The sequence below is a fragment of the Leuconostoc kimchii IMSNU 11154 genome (assembly GCF_000092505.1).
GTDB lineage: Bacteria > Bacillota > Bacilli > Lactobacillales > Lactobacillaceae > Leuconostoc > Leuconostoc kimchii.
In genome coordinates, this window is the sequence record NC_014136.1 from 1,179,776 (window position 1) to 1,194,720 (window position 14,945).

Consider the following 14,945-nt stretch of genomic DNA (forward strand, 5'->3'; position numbering starts at 1 on the left):
ACAACTTGTTGTTTATAAAACAACAAGTTGTGAAATGATGCGTGGTTTATTTTTTATTGACTTTTAGCCAACAATTCATCTATAGTTGATAGTAGATTAAATAAGGCATATAGCGTGTATCAAAGCTGAACGACCAAATATGGGAGATCAGTTTTTATTTTGGATATCAAGGAGTTCATGTTATGAAAGAAAACACATCGTTAAAAACAACTTTAAATATTGTGGCAATAGCTCTAGTGGCATTTTCAGGAATCATGGCGGAAACAGCAATGAATGTGACGTTTCCAGCTTTGTCGCATGAATTTCATACTAATCTGAATGCTATTCAGTGGGTGACCACTGCTTATCTACTTGCTGTGACGATCATGATAACAACCAGTTCGTATCTTATTAAACGCTATAGCAGCCGTCATCTTTGGCTTGCCAGTATTGTTTTCTTCGTAATTGGGACATTAATCTGTGGGCTGTCATCCAATTTGACGTTCTTAATTTTAGGGCGCGTATTAGAAGGTATTGCTGCTGGTATTGCCATGCCATTAGTCTTTAATATTGTTGTGGCAACAGTACCAGCTGCTAAAATTGGCGCTTGGATGGGCATCGCCTCGATGATAATTAGCTTAGCCCCTTCATTCGGACCAACATATGGTGGTGCTTTGGCTGATACATTTGGCTGGCGATCAATCTTTTTTATTTTACTCATTGCGCCAACAATATCTTTGATTTTAGGTTGGAAAACAGTTTTTGCAATAGAGCGGCATGAAGTACAAGGCTCATTTGATGTGTTAGCCTTTTTATCATTAGCCATATTTTTAACAAGTTCGTTACTGTTAGTCAATAAACTAGAAAGTGGCAAGGTTGATTGGTCATGGCTCATGATAGCAGTCATCACACTCATTCTGTTTGTACTGCGGGGGACCACTTCCAAGGCTAATTTTATAAATCTCAAGTTATTTACACATCCAAAATTCATCGCATTATTGATACCTATTGCCGTCTACATGTTCATTCTACTTGGCTTAAATCTCATTATCCCAACTTATTTGCAGTATTTTTTACATGTTTCCAGTTTTTGGGCAGGATTTTCCTTATTACCAGGTGCACTAATTGGTGCACTCTTGGCACCAATGTTTGGTCGATTATACGATTTAAAGGGTGCTAAATTGCCTCTGTACTTGGGAAATGCTATTTTTACAGTAATCATCATTATGATGACGCTCTGGATTCCGAGATTATCGCTACCGCTCATTATTACCCTTTATATTCTGTTTATTATTGGTCGCAACATGGCATATACAAGCGCACAAACTGCTGTTATTGTAGATGAAGATCCACTTGAAAAAGCTGATGCCATGGCTATTGTACAAACCTTACAAATGTTTATGGGTGCACTTGGTACAACTGTAGGTGCGCTATTACAAGCAAAGTATGGTGCTGTTAATGGTTTGCAGCATTTTTCTTGGTTATCAGTGGTTTTGGCCATACTGATTTTTGGATTGTTTGCTGTTTACTTTTCTAGAAAACTTCAAGTTAAGCGCGTTTAAAAGAGATTAAATTGTATCAGGGCTCTTATAGTTATTGAATGATTATGATCGTTCAATACATGTGACTCGTCTGGTAGGTCGGGCCTTTTCGTAAAAAAACGATATTAATATCAATATATAAACAAGGTAAAATTAAGAAAAATGGGTGGATTGAGTTGACGTGATTGATTTATTGGGAATGATTGTCATATTTGCTGATGAGCTATTTGATGTGGATGATAAAAGGCCCTTTGGCTTTAAATTTTGGCTATCTGTGGTTGTGTGGCTCGTTTCTTTGGGCTTTTTAATGACAGCCATTGTTTTTGCGCTGATTTTATTACCCATGCTAAAATCAGACATATGGTGGGTCATTGCAATCGTAGATAGTCTCTTCATCTTGTTTTCTTTTTACACTGGCAAAAGAGTGATCTTATGGGCATATGCCATCATCAACAATATCAAGGCACATACTTAAAATAATAAAACCCGATAACTTAAACGCCGTAGACGTCTAAGTTATCGGGTTTTATGTCATGTTCATGCGATTAATCCGTCACACGCCTATCTGAAAATAAAGCAATAGGCGAACAAATTACTAACAGCAGGGCACAAATGAGATAGGTCTTACTAAAGGCTTGGCTCATTTGTGTATTTTTTTGTGTTTTAATTTGATTTAATGCGTCTTGCAATTCATCTTTCTGTGCTAAAAGTTGAACTGCGGTTGCCGTTTTGTTTTGACCCTGTTCAAGCGTGGTGCTACCATTTATGAGCGAGCCAATGAGTGTTGTTACTTGTGCATTTGAAGCTGTCAAATGACGCGTTTTTTGAAGTGCTTCGGTTAATTGATTTGTACCTGCACTTAGTTTTTGTGTGGCGTCGTAGAGCTTTCTATAATCTGTATCTGCTGCAGGGATAGGAAGATGACTTTGATCTGAAGCAGCCGTTTTAAGTTTATGCGTGAGCTGTTTTTGTTTCGCCGCATAATCCGTGTTTTTACTGTCATCTTTTGAAAAGAGGGTCTTAATTTCGGTCGTTGCGACATGACGCGTATGGTCAGAAATGTTTTTGCTGTTAACAACTGCAATCGCGGTGTCGCGTATATCATTTTTAGCTGTCGCAACATTGGCATTGAGTATGGTCACCAATACGGCAATCCCTAAACACATACCAATTTGACGTGCAGAATTAGCAATGCCAGATCCTGTACCGGTTTTTGCTTGTGGTAAATGCTTAACTGAGGATACGTAAGATACAGTGGAAAAACCAAATCCGGCACCACTAATAATCAAGAATACGATCATTACTGTTCGAGAAGTATCTGTGGTGATTAATGATAGCGTCAGAAAGCTCGCTGATATGAGCAGTATACCAACAAAATTAACCGGATGAGCACCAATTTTATCGGCTAATCGTGTACCTAATGGCATGGCGACAACGATTGCCAGAGATACTGGGATAATTGTTAATGCGGCATGCAGCGCAGTATAGTTTAAAACGTTTTGCAAATAATAATTAAAAATCACACTTGGGACAACCAAAGCAAAACCAGTGATCAAATAGACAATGCTTGAGGCAGTGAATGTTTTCTCACGGAATAGATTGAATTCAACGATAGGGGACGACACTTTGAGTTCAACAAAGATAAATAAGATGAGACCAACGATACCGGCACCAAAACTTGATAAGATTAGGGTTGAAGTCCAGCCGTATTCTCTGCCCTCTAATAGACCAAATGTCAAACCACCTAAGATCAGTGTTAACATGAGCATACCCAGTATGTCGAATTTGCCGACTAAGGTGTCATCATAAGATTCCCTTGTAAAGATGAGTACAAGTAAGAAAGCAATCACACCAATTGGCACATTTAAACCAAAAATCCAATGCCATGAGGTGTATTCAAGAATCATACCACCGGCAGCAGGCCCACTAGCAGCAGATAGGGCCGTAAACTCACCAACAACGGCAGCAATCTTAGATATGTTGTGTTTTCCCAAAAGATTAATTCCTATGGGTAGCACAAGTGGTGTGATAATTGCCCCGCCAATGCCTTGGAAAAATCTAAACACGAGTAACATGGATAACGAGTTGGCGTACATACAAGCTGCAGAAAATAAAGTAAAGAAAGCCAATCCTAATAACATGATCTTTTTACGGCCAAATTTGTCAGCGAGTTTAGTTGCCGAAATCATAAATACCGCCAGTGCTAAGGCATAAATTGTTGCCACCCAACTCGCACCAGATAAATTAGTGTTAAATTCGGTCATCAGTTTAGGTAAGGCGATGTTAACAATTGTGCTATCAAGCGTGCCCATAAACATGGCTATGATCAGACCTGAAAAACCTAATATTTTTCCTGTTTTACTCATGAAAAATCCCTGCCTTTTTGAATATCATTGTTCATTTCCTCCTTTTTGACAATTTATAAGTGCCATAATTTTTGTCACTTGTGTGACATCAGTGTATAGTGTACGCTAAATACAGTGAAGGAAACGTGATGTGAATACTATTTTAACTAGTGACGCATTTTTAAAAATGTGTGTCTCATGGTGTCGAGAGTCAAAGGAGAATAACATGAAAAATAGAATAGCGGTACAGACTAAGGGTAGAATTAGGGGTGCCTTGCTGACATTATTAAAAGAAGAACAGAACCTGGGGATGATAACTATAGCAGCATTGAGTGATGAGGCAGGTATTTCTCGTAGAACTTTTTATCGCTATTATGCATCTAAAGAAGAAATCTTGACAACTTATATCACCAGTTTGATTAATGAATACATTGTAGAATTGAAGCAAAGTCGTCTCGAAAAATTCGAAGATTTGGTCATTTTTTTCTTCAATTTTTGGACGCAGTATGCTGACGAATTATCTGTTTTTCAGAAAGCAGGATTATTTTCGATCATTGTGGAAACAAGCAACAAGGTGCTGCCTGATCTATATCCGACGGTTGGTGCACCATGGCAGATTGCATCAAAAAATCAGCAAGATATTGTGTATGCAATAAGATATGGCATTGGCGGATTCTGGAATGTGTTGAGTCAATGGTTAGCATGTGATAGAGAAAATGTTAGTGTGCCAGAGTTGTCACGTATGCTGTTGAATGCTATGAATTCAGCTCAAGAGAGTTGATGGTGTGTATTCACAGTAATGAAGGTAAAAACGCAACAATAAAAGTACGATTATTTAAAAAGTAGCATTAACGTGCTGCTTTTTTTGTGATTTAAATGCGTACGTCATCGGCAGGTGTTATTTTTAAGATCACCCATCATTAAAAATAGCCTTGACAAAGTTATTAATAATGTTAATATTAACATTATTAATAACGAAAAGGTGATTGATGATGAATAACAGTAAGTTAAAACTGACAATTTTTGTTTTTGGCATATTTATATGTATGCTTGATACGACAGTCATGAATGTCGCTCTCCCAGAGATTAGTGTGGCGTTTTCTACGCCACTAAACAACTTATCTTGGGCTCTCAATATCTATACAATTTTGTTTGCCGCCTTGACGATTCCTTTAACAAGAGTAGCTGAAAAGTTTGGTATGAATAAAGTTATCATGTTAGGTTTTATAGGTTTTGGTATTGGATCGTTGATTTCAGGATTATCAAATGGGATAGCAATATTGGTGTTTGGTCGCGCAGTTCAAAGTATTGGCGCTGCATTAATTTTCCCACTATCAATGATACTGGGAATTAGATTAGTAGAAACTGATAAAAGAACAGGGGTTATTGCATTATTGGGTGTGACTCAGGGGCTTGCTGCTGCGTTAGGGCCAGTAATTGGTGGTATTCTTACACAATATTTATCTTGGCGCTGGATTTTCTTTGTGAATTTGCCAATTGTTACTTTAATCTTGATTATTGGCTGGCGAATACTTAATTTTAGTGAAAAGAACAATGATATTCACAATTTCGATATCTTGGGATCAAGCCTAAGTGTGTTATTTCTATTAAGCTTAACAACTGTTTTAACACAAGGCAGAAGTTGGGGGTGGACATCTACAATTTCATTGATAGTTATGTTAAGTGCGGCTGTTTTTCTTGTCGCCTTTCTGTTTGTTGAACTTAAAGCAGACCAGCCGATGATACCATTACAACTTTTTAAAAATAGGAATTTTATGGGTGCCTCTGTTGTGATAATTCTAAGTAACCTATTTTTAGTGGCTGTTACAGTCATTTTGCCAACGTATTATACGAATGTCAAAAACTTTGATGCGTTACATGCATCGTTTATGCTAATCCCGATTACCTTATTTATTTTTATAACATCACCAATTTCAGGTTTTGCATTGAATAAGGTTGGCCCTAAAATTTTGATTTCGTTTGGATTTGGATTAATGTTAATCGGATATATTGGCTACACGTACAATGGCTTAGATAAGCAATTATATTCGTGCGTGTATGGGGCACTTGTAGGCTCTGGGTATGGTTTAATTACCGGACCTATAACTGTGATTGCTGCTTCTGATTTTACTGGTGAATTACTTTCTTCATCCCAAAGTGTCACAGGCGTATTACGACAATTTGGTATTGTATTGGCAGTTGCGCTTTTTGTCACTGGCTTATATTCAAACTTGAGTGATGCACAGGTTAAATCCGAAAGATATGTATCATCAACTGTATCAAAGCTAAGCATTCCCGAAGAAATAAAATTACATCTAATCGATAAATCTAACGAGGGGATTAAAAGTCAAGGCGCAGCAAAAATTCCTAAAAAGCATACTGGAAATCGAACAATCGATCATCAGATCAATGTTGCATTAAGGAACATAAAAAATACGGCACAGAATAATGTGAGACATGCCTTTAAATTGTTGTACCAAAAAGCCGTACCTTTCTTGATAATGACCATTATTTTAGCGTTACTATTTTGGCAAAATAAATTCAAAAACGACGCATAGGTCACATATATGAATAATCGAGTAGGTTATGTTGTTAAAAATTTCAACAACCCCAATAATTGTCCAGTAAATTAATTGAAACAATAGGATCGCAACAAACATGATATAATATTCTTTAACGGAAATGCCACGAACACGTGTGTTCGTGGCATTTTTAAAAATATTTTAGAAAGTAGAATTGCGTGAATTATAGCATAGTTCACGCTTTGGTAAAATATAATGACCGAATCAACACCAGTCATTGAAATGCAACATATTATCAAAAAATTTGGTGATTTTGCAGCCAATGATGACATTAACCTACAAGTCCAACAAGGTGAAATTCACGCGTTACTTGGTGAGAACGGTGCGGGAAAATCAACATTAATGAACATTCTAACAGGTTTACTTCAGCCAACATCAGGAGAAATCCTGATTAATGGCAAAAAAGTGACGGTAGACTCACCATCAAAATCTGATGCACTCGGGATTGGTATGGTGCATCAACACTTTATGTTGATTGATGCTTTTATCGTAACAGAAAATATTATGTTAGGGTCAGAAATTACCAAGGGTTTGACTTTGGATACTAAAACGGCAGCTCAAAAGATCAAACAATTATCTGAACAGTATGGCTTACAAGTTGACCCTTATGCTAAAATTTCAGATATTTCAGTTGGTCAACAACAGCGCGTTGAGATCCTAAAAACACTATATCGTGGCGCTGATATTTTGATATTTGATGAACCAACAGCTGTGTTGACACCACAGGAAATCGATGAGTTAATCACAATTTTCCACAATTTAGCCAAAGAAGGCAAATCAATTATTTTAATTACACATAAACTCGATGAAATTCGTGCTGCTGCGGATACGGTAACGGTTATTCGTGCAGGCAAGTCAATTGAGACCTTCCCAGTTGCTGGTGTATCATCCCAAGAACTCGCTGACCTGATGGTCGGTCGTGAGGTGCATTTTAAAACAGTTAAAGATACAGCTGAAGTCGGCAAAACCATTCTAAAAATAGATAAGATTGAAGTTCAAAATGCACGTGGCGTTGCGGCTGTCAAAGATTTCTCCTTAGAAGTGCAAGCGGGTGAGATTGTCGGTATTGCCGGAATTGATGGTAATGGGCAAACTGAATTAATCCAAGGTATTACTGGACTAACGAAAGTGCAATCTGGGGCGGTACTGTTACATGGTAAAGATATGACGAATAAAACACCACGTCAAATTACTGAAACGGGTGTTGGGCATATCCCAGAAGATCGCTTACGTTTTGGCATGGAAGTCGATATGACTTTATCCGAAAACTTAGCATTGCAAACGTACTACAAAACACCACTGTCAAAAGCTGGGGTGCTACAACCAGCTGAAATGGATAAATTAGCTCAAAAGTTAGTTGAAGAATTTGATGTGCGTTCAGCTGGTATCCAAGTGACTGCGGGCTCAATGTCTGGTGGTAATCAGCAAAAAGCAGTGATTGCACGTGAACTCAATCGTGATAATGACCTTATCATTGCTGCCCAACCCACACGTGGATTAGATGTTGGTGCTGTTGAATATATACATCAACGTCTTATTGCGCAACGAAATGCCGGCAAAGCAGTCTTGGTTGTCAGCTTTGAGTTAGATGAAATATTGAACTTATCAGATCGTATTGCTGTGATTAATGCCGGTCAAATTGTTGGTATTGTTAATGCAAAAGATACAAATAAACAAGAATTAGGGTTGTTAATGACAGGAATGAGTTTGACAGATGCACGCGCAGCACTTAAAGAAACGGTGAACGCCTCATGACAACACAAAAAAATTCGCTTTCAATTGCCCTATTTTCAGTTCTTTTCGGCCTTATTATTGGTGCCGTCATTATGTTGGTATTTGGTTATAATCCGATTGCGGGTTATATGGCACTACTTGGTTCAGCTTTTGGATCAATGCAAGATGTTGGTGGTGTTTTGACGCAAATGACGCCACTAATTCTAACAGCTCTAGGTTTCACAGTGGCTCAAACAGCTGGCTTCTTTAATATCGGGTTATCTGGTCAAGCCTTGGCTGGCTGGGTTGGTGCAATTTGGTATAGCCTCAGTTTCCCAAATATGCCGGCTTATCTCATGATTCCCAGCGCGCTGATTATAGGTGCAGGACTAGGTGCCTTAGCAGGTGCCATTCCAGGTTGGTTACGGGCACAATTTGGTGCCAGTGAAGTGATCGTCACCATTATGATGAATTATATTTTACTATTCTTAGGTAATAATATTTTACAAAACACGATGTCTAAAGGCATTAAAGAATCTGCAGAGACCACAAAACAAGTGGGTGCAAATGCCTCTTTGCAAATGAAATGGTTAACTGATTTAACCCAAGGTTCTAGTATTTCGGCGGGTATTTTCATTTCATTAATGATGATCGTTGTGGTGTGGTTTATCATGACAAAAACGACACTTGGTTTTGAGATTCGTGCGGTTGGCTTGAACCCAGATGCTGCAAAGTACGCAGGTATGTCAGCTAAACGCAATGCCGTTGTCGCCATGGCTATTTCCGGTGGTTTGGCTGGTTTAGCCGGCACAATTGAAGGTCTAGGCAATTATTTGAATTTCTTCACTCAAAATGGGTCACCGTCCATTGGCTTTGATGGTATGGCTGTTGCGCTATTAGGTGGCGGGTCTTATCTCGGTATTCTTGGTGCTGCGGTGATCTTATCGGTGCTCAAAATTGGTGGTTTGGGCATGCCAATGTCTTCTGGGGTACCATTTGAATTAGTTGATATTGTGACGGCATCGATTATTTTCTTTGTGGGTGCCAGCTATTTGATTAAGCTCATGCAAGCACGCATCAAAGCCATGGATGAAAAAGCCGCACAAACAACTAAAGCTAAAAAACAAGCCACTATTGGTTCGGCAAACGGCAGTAATCAGAAGGACGGTGAATAAATATGTCATTAATGGCGATGTTAGCACTTATTATTTCTAGTACATTAGTCTATTCCGCACCGTTAATTTTCACGTCAATTGGTGGTACTTTTTCGGAACGTTCTGGCGTTGTTAACGTTGGTTTGGAAGGCATTATGGGCATCGGTGCTTTCGCATCAGTTGTTTTTAACTTAACATTTGCAGATACTTTAGGCGCTGCAACACCTTGGTTAGGATTACTAGCCGGCGCCGTTGTCGGACTATTGTTTTCATTACTGCACGCAGTTGCGACAGTCACATTACGTGCTGATCATATTATTTCGGGTACAGTAATTAACTTAATGGCACCAGCATTGGGTGTCTTCTTAATCAAAGTGCTTTACGGTAAAGGCCAAACGGCACCAATTGCACAGGATTTTGGTTATACATCTGTACCTGGTTTGTCAAAAATTCCTTTCTTGGGACAATTGTTTTTTGAAAAGACTTCTGGACCAGCATGGTTGGCAATATTTGTTGCAGTTATTTCATGGTATATTATTTTTAAAACAAAATTTGGTTTACGTCTAAGATCAGTTGGTGAAAACCCACAAGCAGCTGACACACTTGGATTAAGCGTGGCACGGTTACGTTATTCAGGTGTGATGATTTCTGGTTTACTGGGTGGTGTTGGTGGTGCCGTTGTCGCACAATCGATTTCCTTGAACTATTCTGCTAGTACCATTGTCGGACAAGGATTTATGGCGATGGCGGCCATGATATTTGGTCGTTGGAATCCTATCGGGGCGCTATTTGCTTCACTTTTCTTCGGATTGTCACAATCATTAGCAGTGGTTGGTGCACAATTACCAGGATTGAACAATATACCATCTATATGGCTACAAATTGCACCGTATGTCTTCACGATTATCGTACTGGTATTCTTCTTTGGTAAAACACGGGCGCCTAAGGCTGATGGTGTGAATTATATTAAGGCAGCTTAGTTGTTGAAAAACTATTCTAAACTAATGGCTTAAAAGTCATATTTTTGTTAATTTTTAAAAATATGGCTTTTTTTGATACTCAATATAAAAGTGTGTTCCTTTTTTGAGGTATAGCATAAAACTGATTAATTGAAACAAGTGAATGAAGTTTAGTATAATAAAATTATGTTAAAAATAGATGGATTAAATCAAATTGAAACAACACAAGTGATGGTTTTTAAAGCATTGGCAGATCCTGTACGATTGCAAATTATTCAGTATTTAAAACATACAGAACACGAAGTAGCATGTGGAGAAGTGGGCAAAGCGATAAATATTAGTAAAACTTCGGGATCATACCATTTTAAGTTATTGCAATCTGCTGGACTAATAACTGCTCGTAAGGAAGCAAGAGAAAAGTATGTTACTCTAAATCAAGAGACATTTGAGAAGTATGTTAATCATTTTTACGACAATATTTAGAGAGTATCATATACAGATAAGATAATAATAACTATCTGAAAAAACGCCGTTAGGCGTTTTTTTTCTTGTCATACGTTGGTTATTATGTTAATGTTAAAATAGTTCAATGTTTATTGAACTATTTTAACATTATAGGAGTGTATTAATGAAAACAAATACGTCAGTAAAAATAGTGTCAGAAATTAGGGCGCATAATTTGGGTGAAATGATCATGTCTGCGGTAGAAAAATCACCTGAACAAACAATAACCTATGTAGTTGCAATTAAACTAGGATTTAGTGAAAAGGAATATGAACAATGATAAATAAAAAAATAAACCCCACTTGGATACTAACTTTGACGTCATTAGGATTTTTTATGTCTATGATGGATTCTATGATTGTGACTACTGCGTCCACAGCTATTAAGAATGATTTTCAAATTTCAGTTGGCACACTTCAATGGGCTTTGAATGCATATAATATTACAATCGCTGCAGTTTTGCTGGTTGGTGTTGCATTAGGAGAAAAAATTGGTCGACGTAAGATATATAATATTGGTATTTTAACTTTTACTATTGGATCGATACTTTGTGCTTTATCAAACAATATTTCGTTTCTTATTGTTGCGCGCATAATTCAAGGAGTAGGAGCTTCTGTCATGACCCCTATGTCTATGGCCATTTTGACAAATTCATTACCGGTCACAGAACGTGGAAAAGCTTTGGGGATTTGGGGCGGAATTGGCGGACTAGCATTAATAGTTGGTCCGTCATTAGGAGGTCTCATTGTTGCAAAACTAGCGTGGCAATGGATTTTTTGGATTAATGTACCAATCGGAATTATCGCGATCTTTTTATCACACAAAATGTTACCTGAAAGTACAGGAAATAGTGATAAGATTAATCCACTAGATTCCATTTTGATTATTGTTGCATTGGCGGGTATTATTTTTTCGTTATCAGAAATGAACTCACCAAAATTAAACATATCAACTATTGTGATAGGAATAGTCAGTATATTTGTCGGTGTTTGGTTTGTGTTACGGCAAAAAAAGGAAAATAGTCCAATGGTTCCATTAAACTATTTTCAATCTACGACCTTTACCGGAGGTAATATTGCTACCTTTCTCTTATACGCTGCGATGTATGGTGTTGTATTTTTTCTACCACAGTTTTTACAAGTAGTTGATGGTGCAAATTCATTACAAGCTGGCCTCAAAATTCTGCCATGGACGGGAACTTTGTTTATTGTTACACCGTTTGCAGGAAAGGCAGTAGATCAGTTTGGTACAAAGTTAATTGCTACCTTAGGGTTAATTTTACAAGGAACTGGTTACTTGTTTATTATGCTGTTTGTGAATCAGCAAAGTTCTTATGCAATAATGGTAATTCCGTTAATTATTGCCGGTGCAGGCTTATCTATGGCTGGTCCAGCATTACAAAAGGCCGTTTTAGGATCAGTTGATCCTACTTCTTTAGGTAAAGCATCAGGTATTTATAATGTGTTTCGGTTGCTAGGCGGTGCTGTCGGTACAACTATAACAGTAATTGTTTTTTATAAATTTGGTAGCACTGTTTCAGCACAACAGTTTACAAGTGGCTTTAGATCAGCTATGCTATGTGCCGCCATATTTTCATTTCTGGGCATTTTATTTTCGATGCAATTTAAAAAAGGACATTAATATTGATTTATGTATGTGAAATAGATTTTTATGTTGAATACCTACGTTATCAGGATTTACTAGATAGTGTGAATGAAAATAGGAGAAATGTTATTAGTCATTTATTTAAAAAAGATGATAAAATTAGATCACTTCTATCACAAAAATTAATGGAATACGCTATTTCTAATTTCTTAACTATCCCTGTATCCCAGTTGGTATTTGAGTTTAATAAATATGGGAAACCAGAGTTGTTATCACATTCAAATGTATTCTTCAATATATCTCACTGTGGCAATTGGCTAGTCTGTATTGTTGAAAATGATCCGGTGGGTGTAGATATTGAGAAATTAGTCGGCTATACTACTGATACGATTGACATTTTCTGTTCGTCAAAAGAAAAAGAACTATTACATTTATCAGGTGATCCAAAGAACCTTTATTATAAGTTTTGGACACTTAAAGCTATTGGGACTGGTTTATTTCGAGATCCGAAAGATGTGGAAGTTTCATTTATTAATGAACATCAATCTCGAATCATACTGGATAAATCTTACTGGTTAGGCAGAAGTATTGTGATTAATGACGAATATGTTCTTTCCAGTGTTTCTTCAAGTTCATTAGAATATCATAAGTATATTAATATTTCGGCAGATACTTTTTACTATGAATCGATATCGTAATAAGATGGTGTAAGTTTTACTACCATATTATTTTTTGATGCTAATACTGAACATAAAAAAATTTGAATTGAAACTACTAAATGTGATATACTCTGAAAATTATTTTCAGAGTATATTGCATTTTTGAGGTTGCACGTTATTTTCGTCTTTATGGAATTACTATTGGAATATGGAGAAAGAGAGGTTGCGCGTTACTGTAATCGCGATGCAATAATTTATAATTTTAAAGCCAAAAACCATTATTGTACCGGTTTTTGGCTTTTTATTTTGATTTGAACGCTTAAAAAATGACGCTAATTATTTTGATCAAAAATACTTACTTAACCATTTGAGTGTAGTGGGTTCCCCAAATTGCCATCGCTTCAATAACAGGATAGAGGCTACTACCTAATTTAGTAACCCGATATTCCGTTTTCACCGGAATGACTGGATAAACGCGTTTGTCCAATATACCATCTGCTTCCAATTCTGATAGTTGTTTTGCAAGCATTCTTTTCGAAACATAAGGTAGCTTTGCTTGTAATTCTGAGAATCTCAAAACATCATTTTTAAAAATATGATAAAGTATAACACTTTTCCATTTTCCAGATATGAATTGTAGTGTGTTCTGAACTGGGCAACCTAAGTCACAATCGTAAATTTCTTTCATTTTCAGACCACCTTTAATTTTTACTGACCTTATCATAGCATGTATCAGGTAGAAAAATCAGGTGAATTAAAAGACACCTAGTCTATATTCAGGCACTTAGTGTCATTAAATTCACGTCTTAACAATTTAAAAAAAGGGGGTATCATTAGTCTTGTTAGGAGGCAAGAAAATGATAAAACAAGTAAAGGCGGTTGGCTTTTATCGTCACTTACCGATTACCGATAACAATAGTTTTGAAGACGTGTTAATTGATACACCAGAAGTCAGCGGGCATGACATTCTTGTTGAAGTTGCGGGTGTAGCAGTTAATCCTGTTGACACATTTGTGCGTAAAGGTGGTCGAAAAAATAAGTTAGTCAAACCAAAAATTATTGGCTGGGATGCTGTCGGGACAGTTATTGCAAAAGGTGATAACGTATCACTTTTTAATATCGGTGATCGCGTATGGTACGCAGGGGATTTTACAAGGTCAGGGAGTAACGCACAACAGCAATTGGTAGATGAAAGAGTTGCCAGTTTAGCACCTCATAATTTAGACGATTCACAGGCAGCAGCGATACCGTTAGTAGGGTTAACTGCCTACGAATCTTTATTTGAAAAGCTTAATATTAATTGGTCTGGGGACAATACTCAAAAAATAATTTTAATTATCAATGGTTCTGGTGGTGTTGGTTCTATAGCCATTCAGCTTGCAAAATTAGCTGGGTTAACTGTCATAGCTACTGCTTCAAAATCAGAATCAGTGGCGTGGGTTAAAAAGTTAGGTGCAAGTGATGTTGTTGATCATTATGAAGATTTGATCACGCAAGTTCATAAAACTGGTCATCAATATGTTGACTATATTTTAAATTTGAATAATTTAGATGCACACTGGTTTGAAATTGCTGAATTAATCAAGCCAGATGGGCAGGTTGTTGCTACGACAGAAAATCATCGATTAATTGATCTTCAAAAATTGACTAAAAAGCGGGTGACTTTCAGTTGGTAATGGATGTATAGTAAATCGTATTACCAAACTGAGAATATGATTAGTCAGCACAACATTTTAAGGCATTTGGCAACGTTGTATGAGGAGGAAAAAATACAACCCATTGCAACAAAAACTTACTATCCAATCAACGCTGATAATATGAAAAAAGCGCATGCTGATGTCGAGTCAGGGCATATGATCGGAAAAGTAACGTTAGTTAGTTGGGAGGGGAAATAGGTAAGTCAT

Annotated in this window: 15 protein-coding genes; 13 read left to right on the top strand and 2 right to left on the bottom strand. The window is 37.1% G+C overall.

Annotated features, from left to right (window positions below; translation table 11 throughout):
* The first annotated feature begins 182 nt into the window (after window positions 1-182).
* The gene (locus LKI_RS06435) at window positions 183-1,541 is read left to right on the top strand and encodes an MFS transporter (RefSeq protein ID WP_013103347.1); all 1,359 of its coding nucleotides are present in this window, start codon (window positions 183-185) and stop codon (window positions 1,539-1,541) included.
* A 160-nt stretch (window positions 1,542-1,701) separates the two neighbouring features.
* A complete protein-coding gene (locus LKI_RS06440) occupies window positions 1,702-1,995 on the top strand; it encodes a hypothetical protein (protein ID WP_013103348.1) in 294 nt (97 codons plus the stop codon).
* Window positions 1,996-2,065: 70 nt separating this feature from the next.
* On the opposite strand, the gene LKI_RS06445 is transcribed toward LKI_RS06440, so the two are convergent.
* Window positions 2,066-3,886, bottom strand: coding sequence for an MFS transporter (locus tag LKI_RS06445; protein ID WP_013103349.1), 1,821 nt, complete (start codon window positions 3,884-3,886; stop codon window positions 2,066-2,068).
* A gap of 205 nt (window positions 3,887-4,091) precedes the next feature.
* Between LKI_RS06445 and LKI_RS06450 the strand changes: the two genes are divergently transcribed.
* The 9 genes from LKI_RS06450 to LKI_RS06485 all read left to right on the top strand — a co-directional run bounded on the left by LKI_RS06450 (window position 4,092) and on the right by LKI_RS06485 (window position 13,080).
* Window positions 4,092-4,646: a TetR/AcrR family transcriptional regulator gene (locus LKI_RS06450; protein WP_013103350.1), complete on the top strand. Its 555-nt coding sequence runs from the start codon at window positions 4,092-4,094 to the stop codon at window positions 4,644-4,646.
* A gap of 211 nt (window positions 4,647-4,857) precedes the next feature.
* Complete coding sequence (locus LKI_RS06455) at window positions 4,858-6,423, top strand: MFS transporter (RefSeq protein ID WP_013103351.1); 1,566 nt, start codon at window positions 4,858-4,860, stop codon at window positions 6,421-6,423.
* A gap of 219 nt (window positions 6,424-6,642) precedes the next feature.
* On the top strand, window positions 6,643-8,202 hold the full coding sequence (locus LKI_RS06460; protein ID WP_013103352.1) for an ABC transporter ATP-binding protein: 1,560 nt from the start codon (window positions 6,643-6,645) through the stop codon (window positions 8,200-8,202).
* On the top strand, window positions 8,199-9,335 hold the full coding sequence (locus LKI_RS06465; protein ID WP_013103353.1) for an ABC transporter permease: 1,137 nt from the start codon (window positions 8,199-8,201) through the stop codon (window positions 9,333-9,335). The genes LKI_RS06460 and LKI_RS06465 overlap by 4 nt, the downstream gene beginning before the upstream one ends.
* A 2-nt stretch (window positions 9,336-9,337) precedes the next feature.
* On the top strand, window positions 9,338-10,294 hold the full coding sequence (locus LKI_RS06470; RefSeq protein ID WP_013103354.1) for an ABC transporter permease: 957 nt from the start codon (window positions 9,338-9,340) through the stop codon (window positions 10,292-10,294).
* 165 nt (window positions 10,295-10,459) lie between these two features.
* On the top strand, window positions 10,460-10,756 hold the full coding sequence (locus tag LKI_RS06475; protein WP_013103355.1) for an ArsR/SmtB family transcription factor: 297 nt from the start codon (window positions 10,460-10,462) through the stop codon (window positions 10,754-10,756).
* A gap of 145 nt (window positions 10,757-10,901) precedes the next feature.
* Entirely contained in the window at window positions 10,902-11,057 is a 156-nt protein-coding gene (locus LKI_RS11000) for a hypothetical protein (RefSeq protein ID WP_013103356.1), read from the top strand.
* Window positions 11,054-12,418 (top strand): MFS transporter, encoded by a 1,365-nt coding sequence (locus LKI_RS06480; RefSeq protein WP_013103357.1) that lies wholly within the window; start codon window positions 11,054-11,056, stop codon window positions 12,416-12,418. Before LKI_RS11000 ends, LKI_RS06480 begins: the two co-directional genes overlap by 4 nt.
* Before the next feature lie 2 nt (window positions 12,419-12,420).
* A complete protein-coding gene (locus LKI_RS06485; RefSeq protein WP_013103358.1) occupies window positions 12,421-13,080 on the top strand; it encodes a 4'-phosphopantetheinyl transferase family protein in 660 nt (219 codons plus the stop codon).
* Between the two features lie 316 nt (window positions 13,081-13,396).
* On the opposite strand, the gene LKI_RS06490 is transcribed toward LKI_RS06485, so the two are convergent.
* Window positions 13,397-13,729, bottom strand: coding sequence for a winged helix-turn-helix transcriptional regulator (locus tag LKI_RS06490; RefSeq protein WP_013103359.1), 333 nt, complete (start codon window positions 13,727-13,729; stop codon window positions 13,397-13,399).
* A gap of 169 nt (window positions 13,730-13,898) precedes the next feature.
* On the opposite strand from LKI_RS06490, the gene LKI_RS06495 reads away from it, so the two are divergent.
* Together LKI_RS06495 and LKI_RS11215 are read left to right on the top strand one after the other, a co-directional pair.
* Complete coding sequence (locus tag LKI_RS06495; RefSeq protein ID WP_013103360.1) at window positions 13,899-14,717, top strand: zinc-binding alcohol dehydrogenase family protein; 819 nt, start codon at window positions 13,899-13,901, stop codon at window positions 14,715-14,717.
* Window positions 14,718-14,720: 3 nt separating this feature from the next.
* Window positions 14,721-14,936 (top strand): zinc-binding dehydrogenase, encoded by a 216-nt coding sequence (locus LKI_RS11215; RefSeq protein ID WP_013103361.1) that lies wholly within the window; start codon window positions 14,721-14,723, stop codon window positions 14,934-14,936.
* Window positions 14,937-14,945 lie beyond the last annotated feature (9 nt).

Coding starts and splice junctions, on each gene's coding strand:
- LKI_RS06445 (WP_013103349.1), bottom strand. CDS start 3,886: ATGAGTAAAACAGGAAAAATATTAGGTTTTTCAGGTCTGATCATAGCC.
- LKI_RS06465 (WP_013103353.1), top strand. CDS start 8,199: ATGACAACACAAAAAAATTCGCTTTCAATTGCCCTATTTTCAGTTCTT.
- LKI_RS06470 (WP_013103354.1), top strand. CDS start 9,338: ATGTCATTAATGGCGATGTTAGCACTTATTATTTCTAGTACATTAGTC.
- LKI_RS06495 (WP_013103360.1), top strand. CDS start 13,899: ATGATAAAACAAGTAAAGGCGGTTGGCTTTTATCGTCACTTACCGATT.
- LKI_RS06480 (WP_013103357.1), top strand. CDS start 11,054: ATGATAAATAAAAAAATAAACCCCACTTGGATACTAACTTTGACGTCA.
- LKI_RS06460 (WP_013103352.1), top strand. CDS start 6,643: ATGACCGAATCAACACCAGTCATTGAAATGCAACATATTATCAAAAAA.
- LKI_RS06475 (WP_013103355.1), top strand. CDS start 10,460: ATGTTAAAAATAGATGGATTAAATCAAATTGAAACAACACAAGTGATG.
- LKI_RS11000 (WP_013103356.1), top strand. CDS start 10,902: ATGAAAACAAATACGTCAGTAAAAATAGTGTCAGAAATTAGGGCGCAT.
- LKI_RS11215 (WP_013103361.1), top strand. CDS start 14,721: ATGTATAGTAAATCGTATTACCAAACTGAGAATATGATTAGTCAGCAC.
- LKI_RS06435 (WP_013103347.1), top strand. CDS start 183: ATGAAAGAAAACACATCGTTAAAAACAACTTTAAATATTGTGGCAATA.
- LKI_RS06490 (WP_013103359.1), bottom strand. CDS start 13,729: ATGAAAGAAATTTACGATTGTGACTTAGGTTGCCCAGTTCAGAACACA.
- LKI_RS06450 (WP_013103350.1), top strand. CDS start 4,092: ATGAAAAATAGAATAGCGGTACAGACTAAGGGTAGAATTAGGGGTGCC.
- LKI_RS06455 (WP_013103351.1), top strand. CDS start 4,858: ATGAATAACAGTAAGTTAAAACTGACAATTTTTGTTTTTGGCATATTT.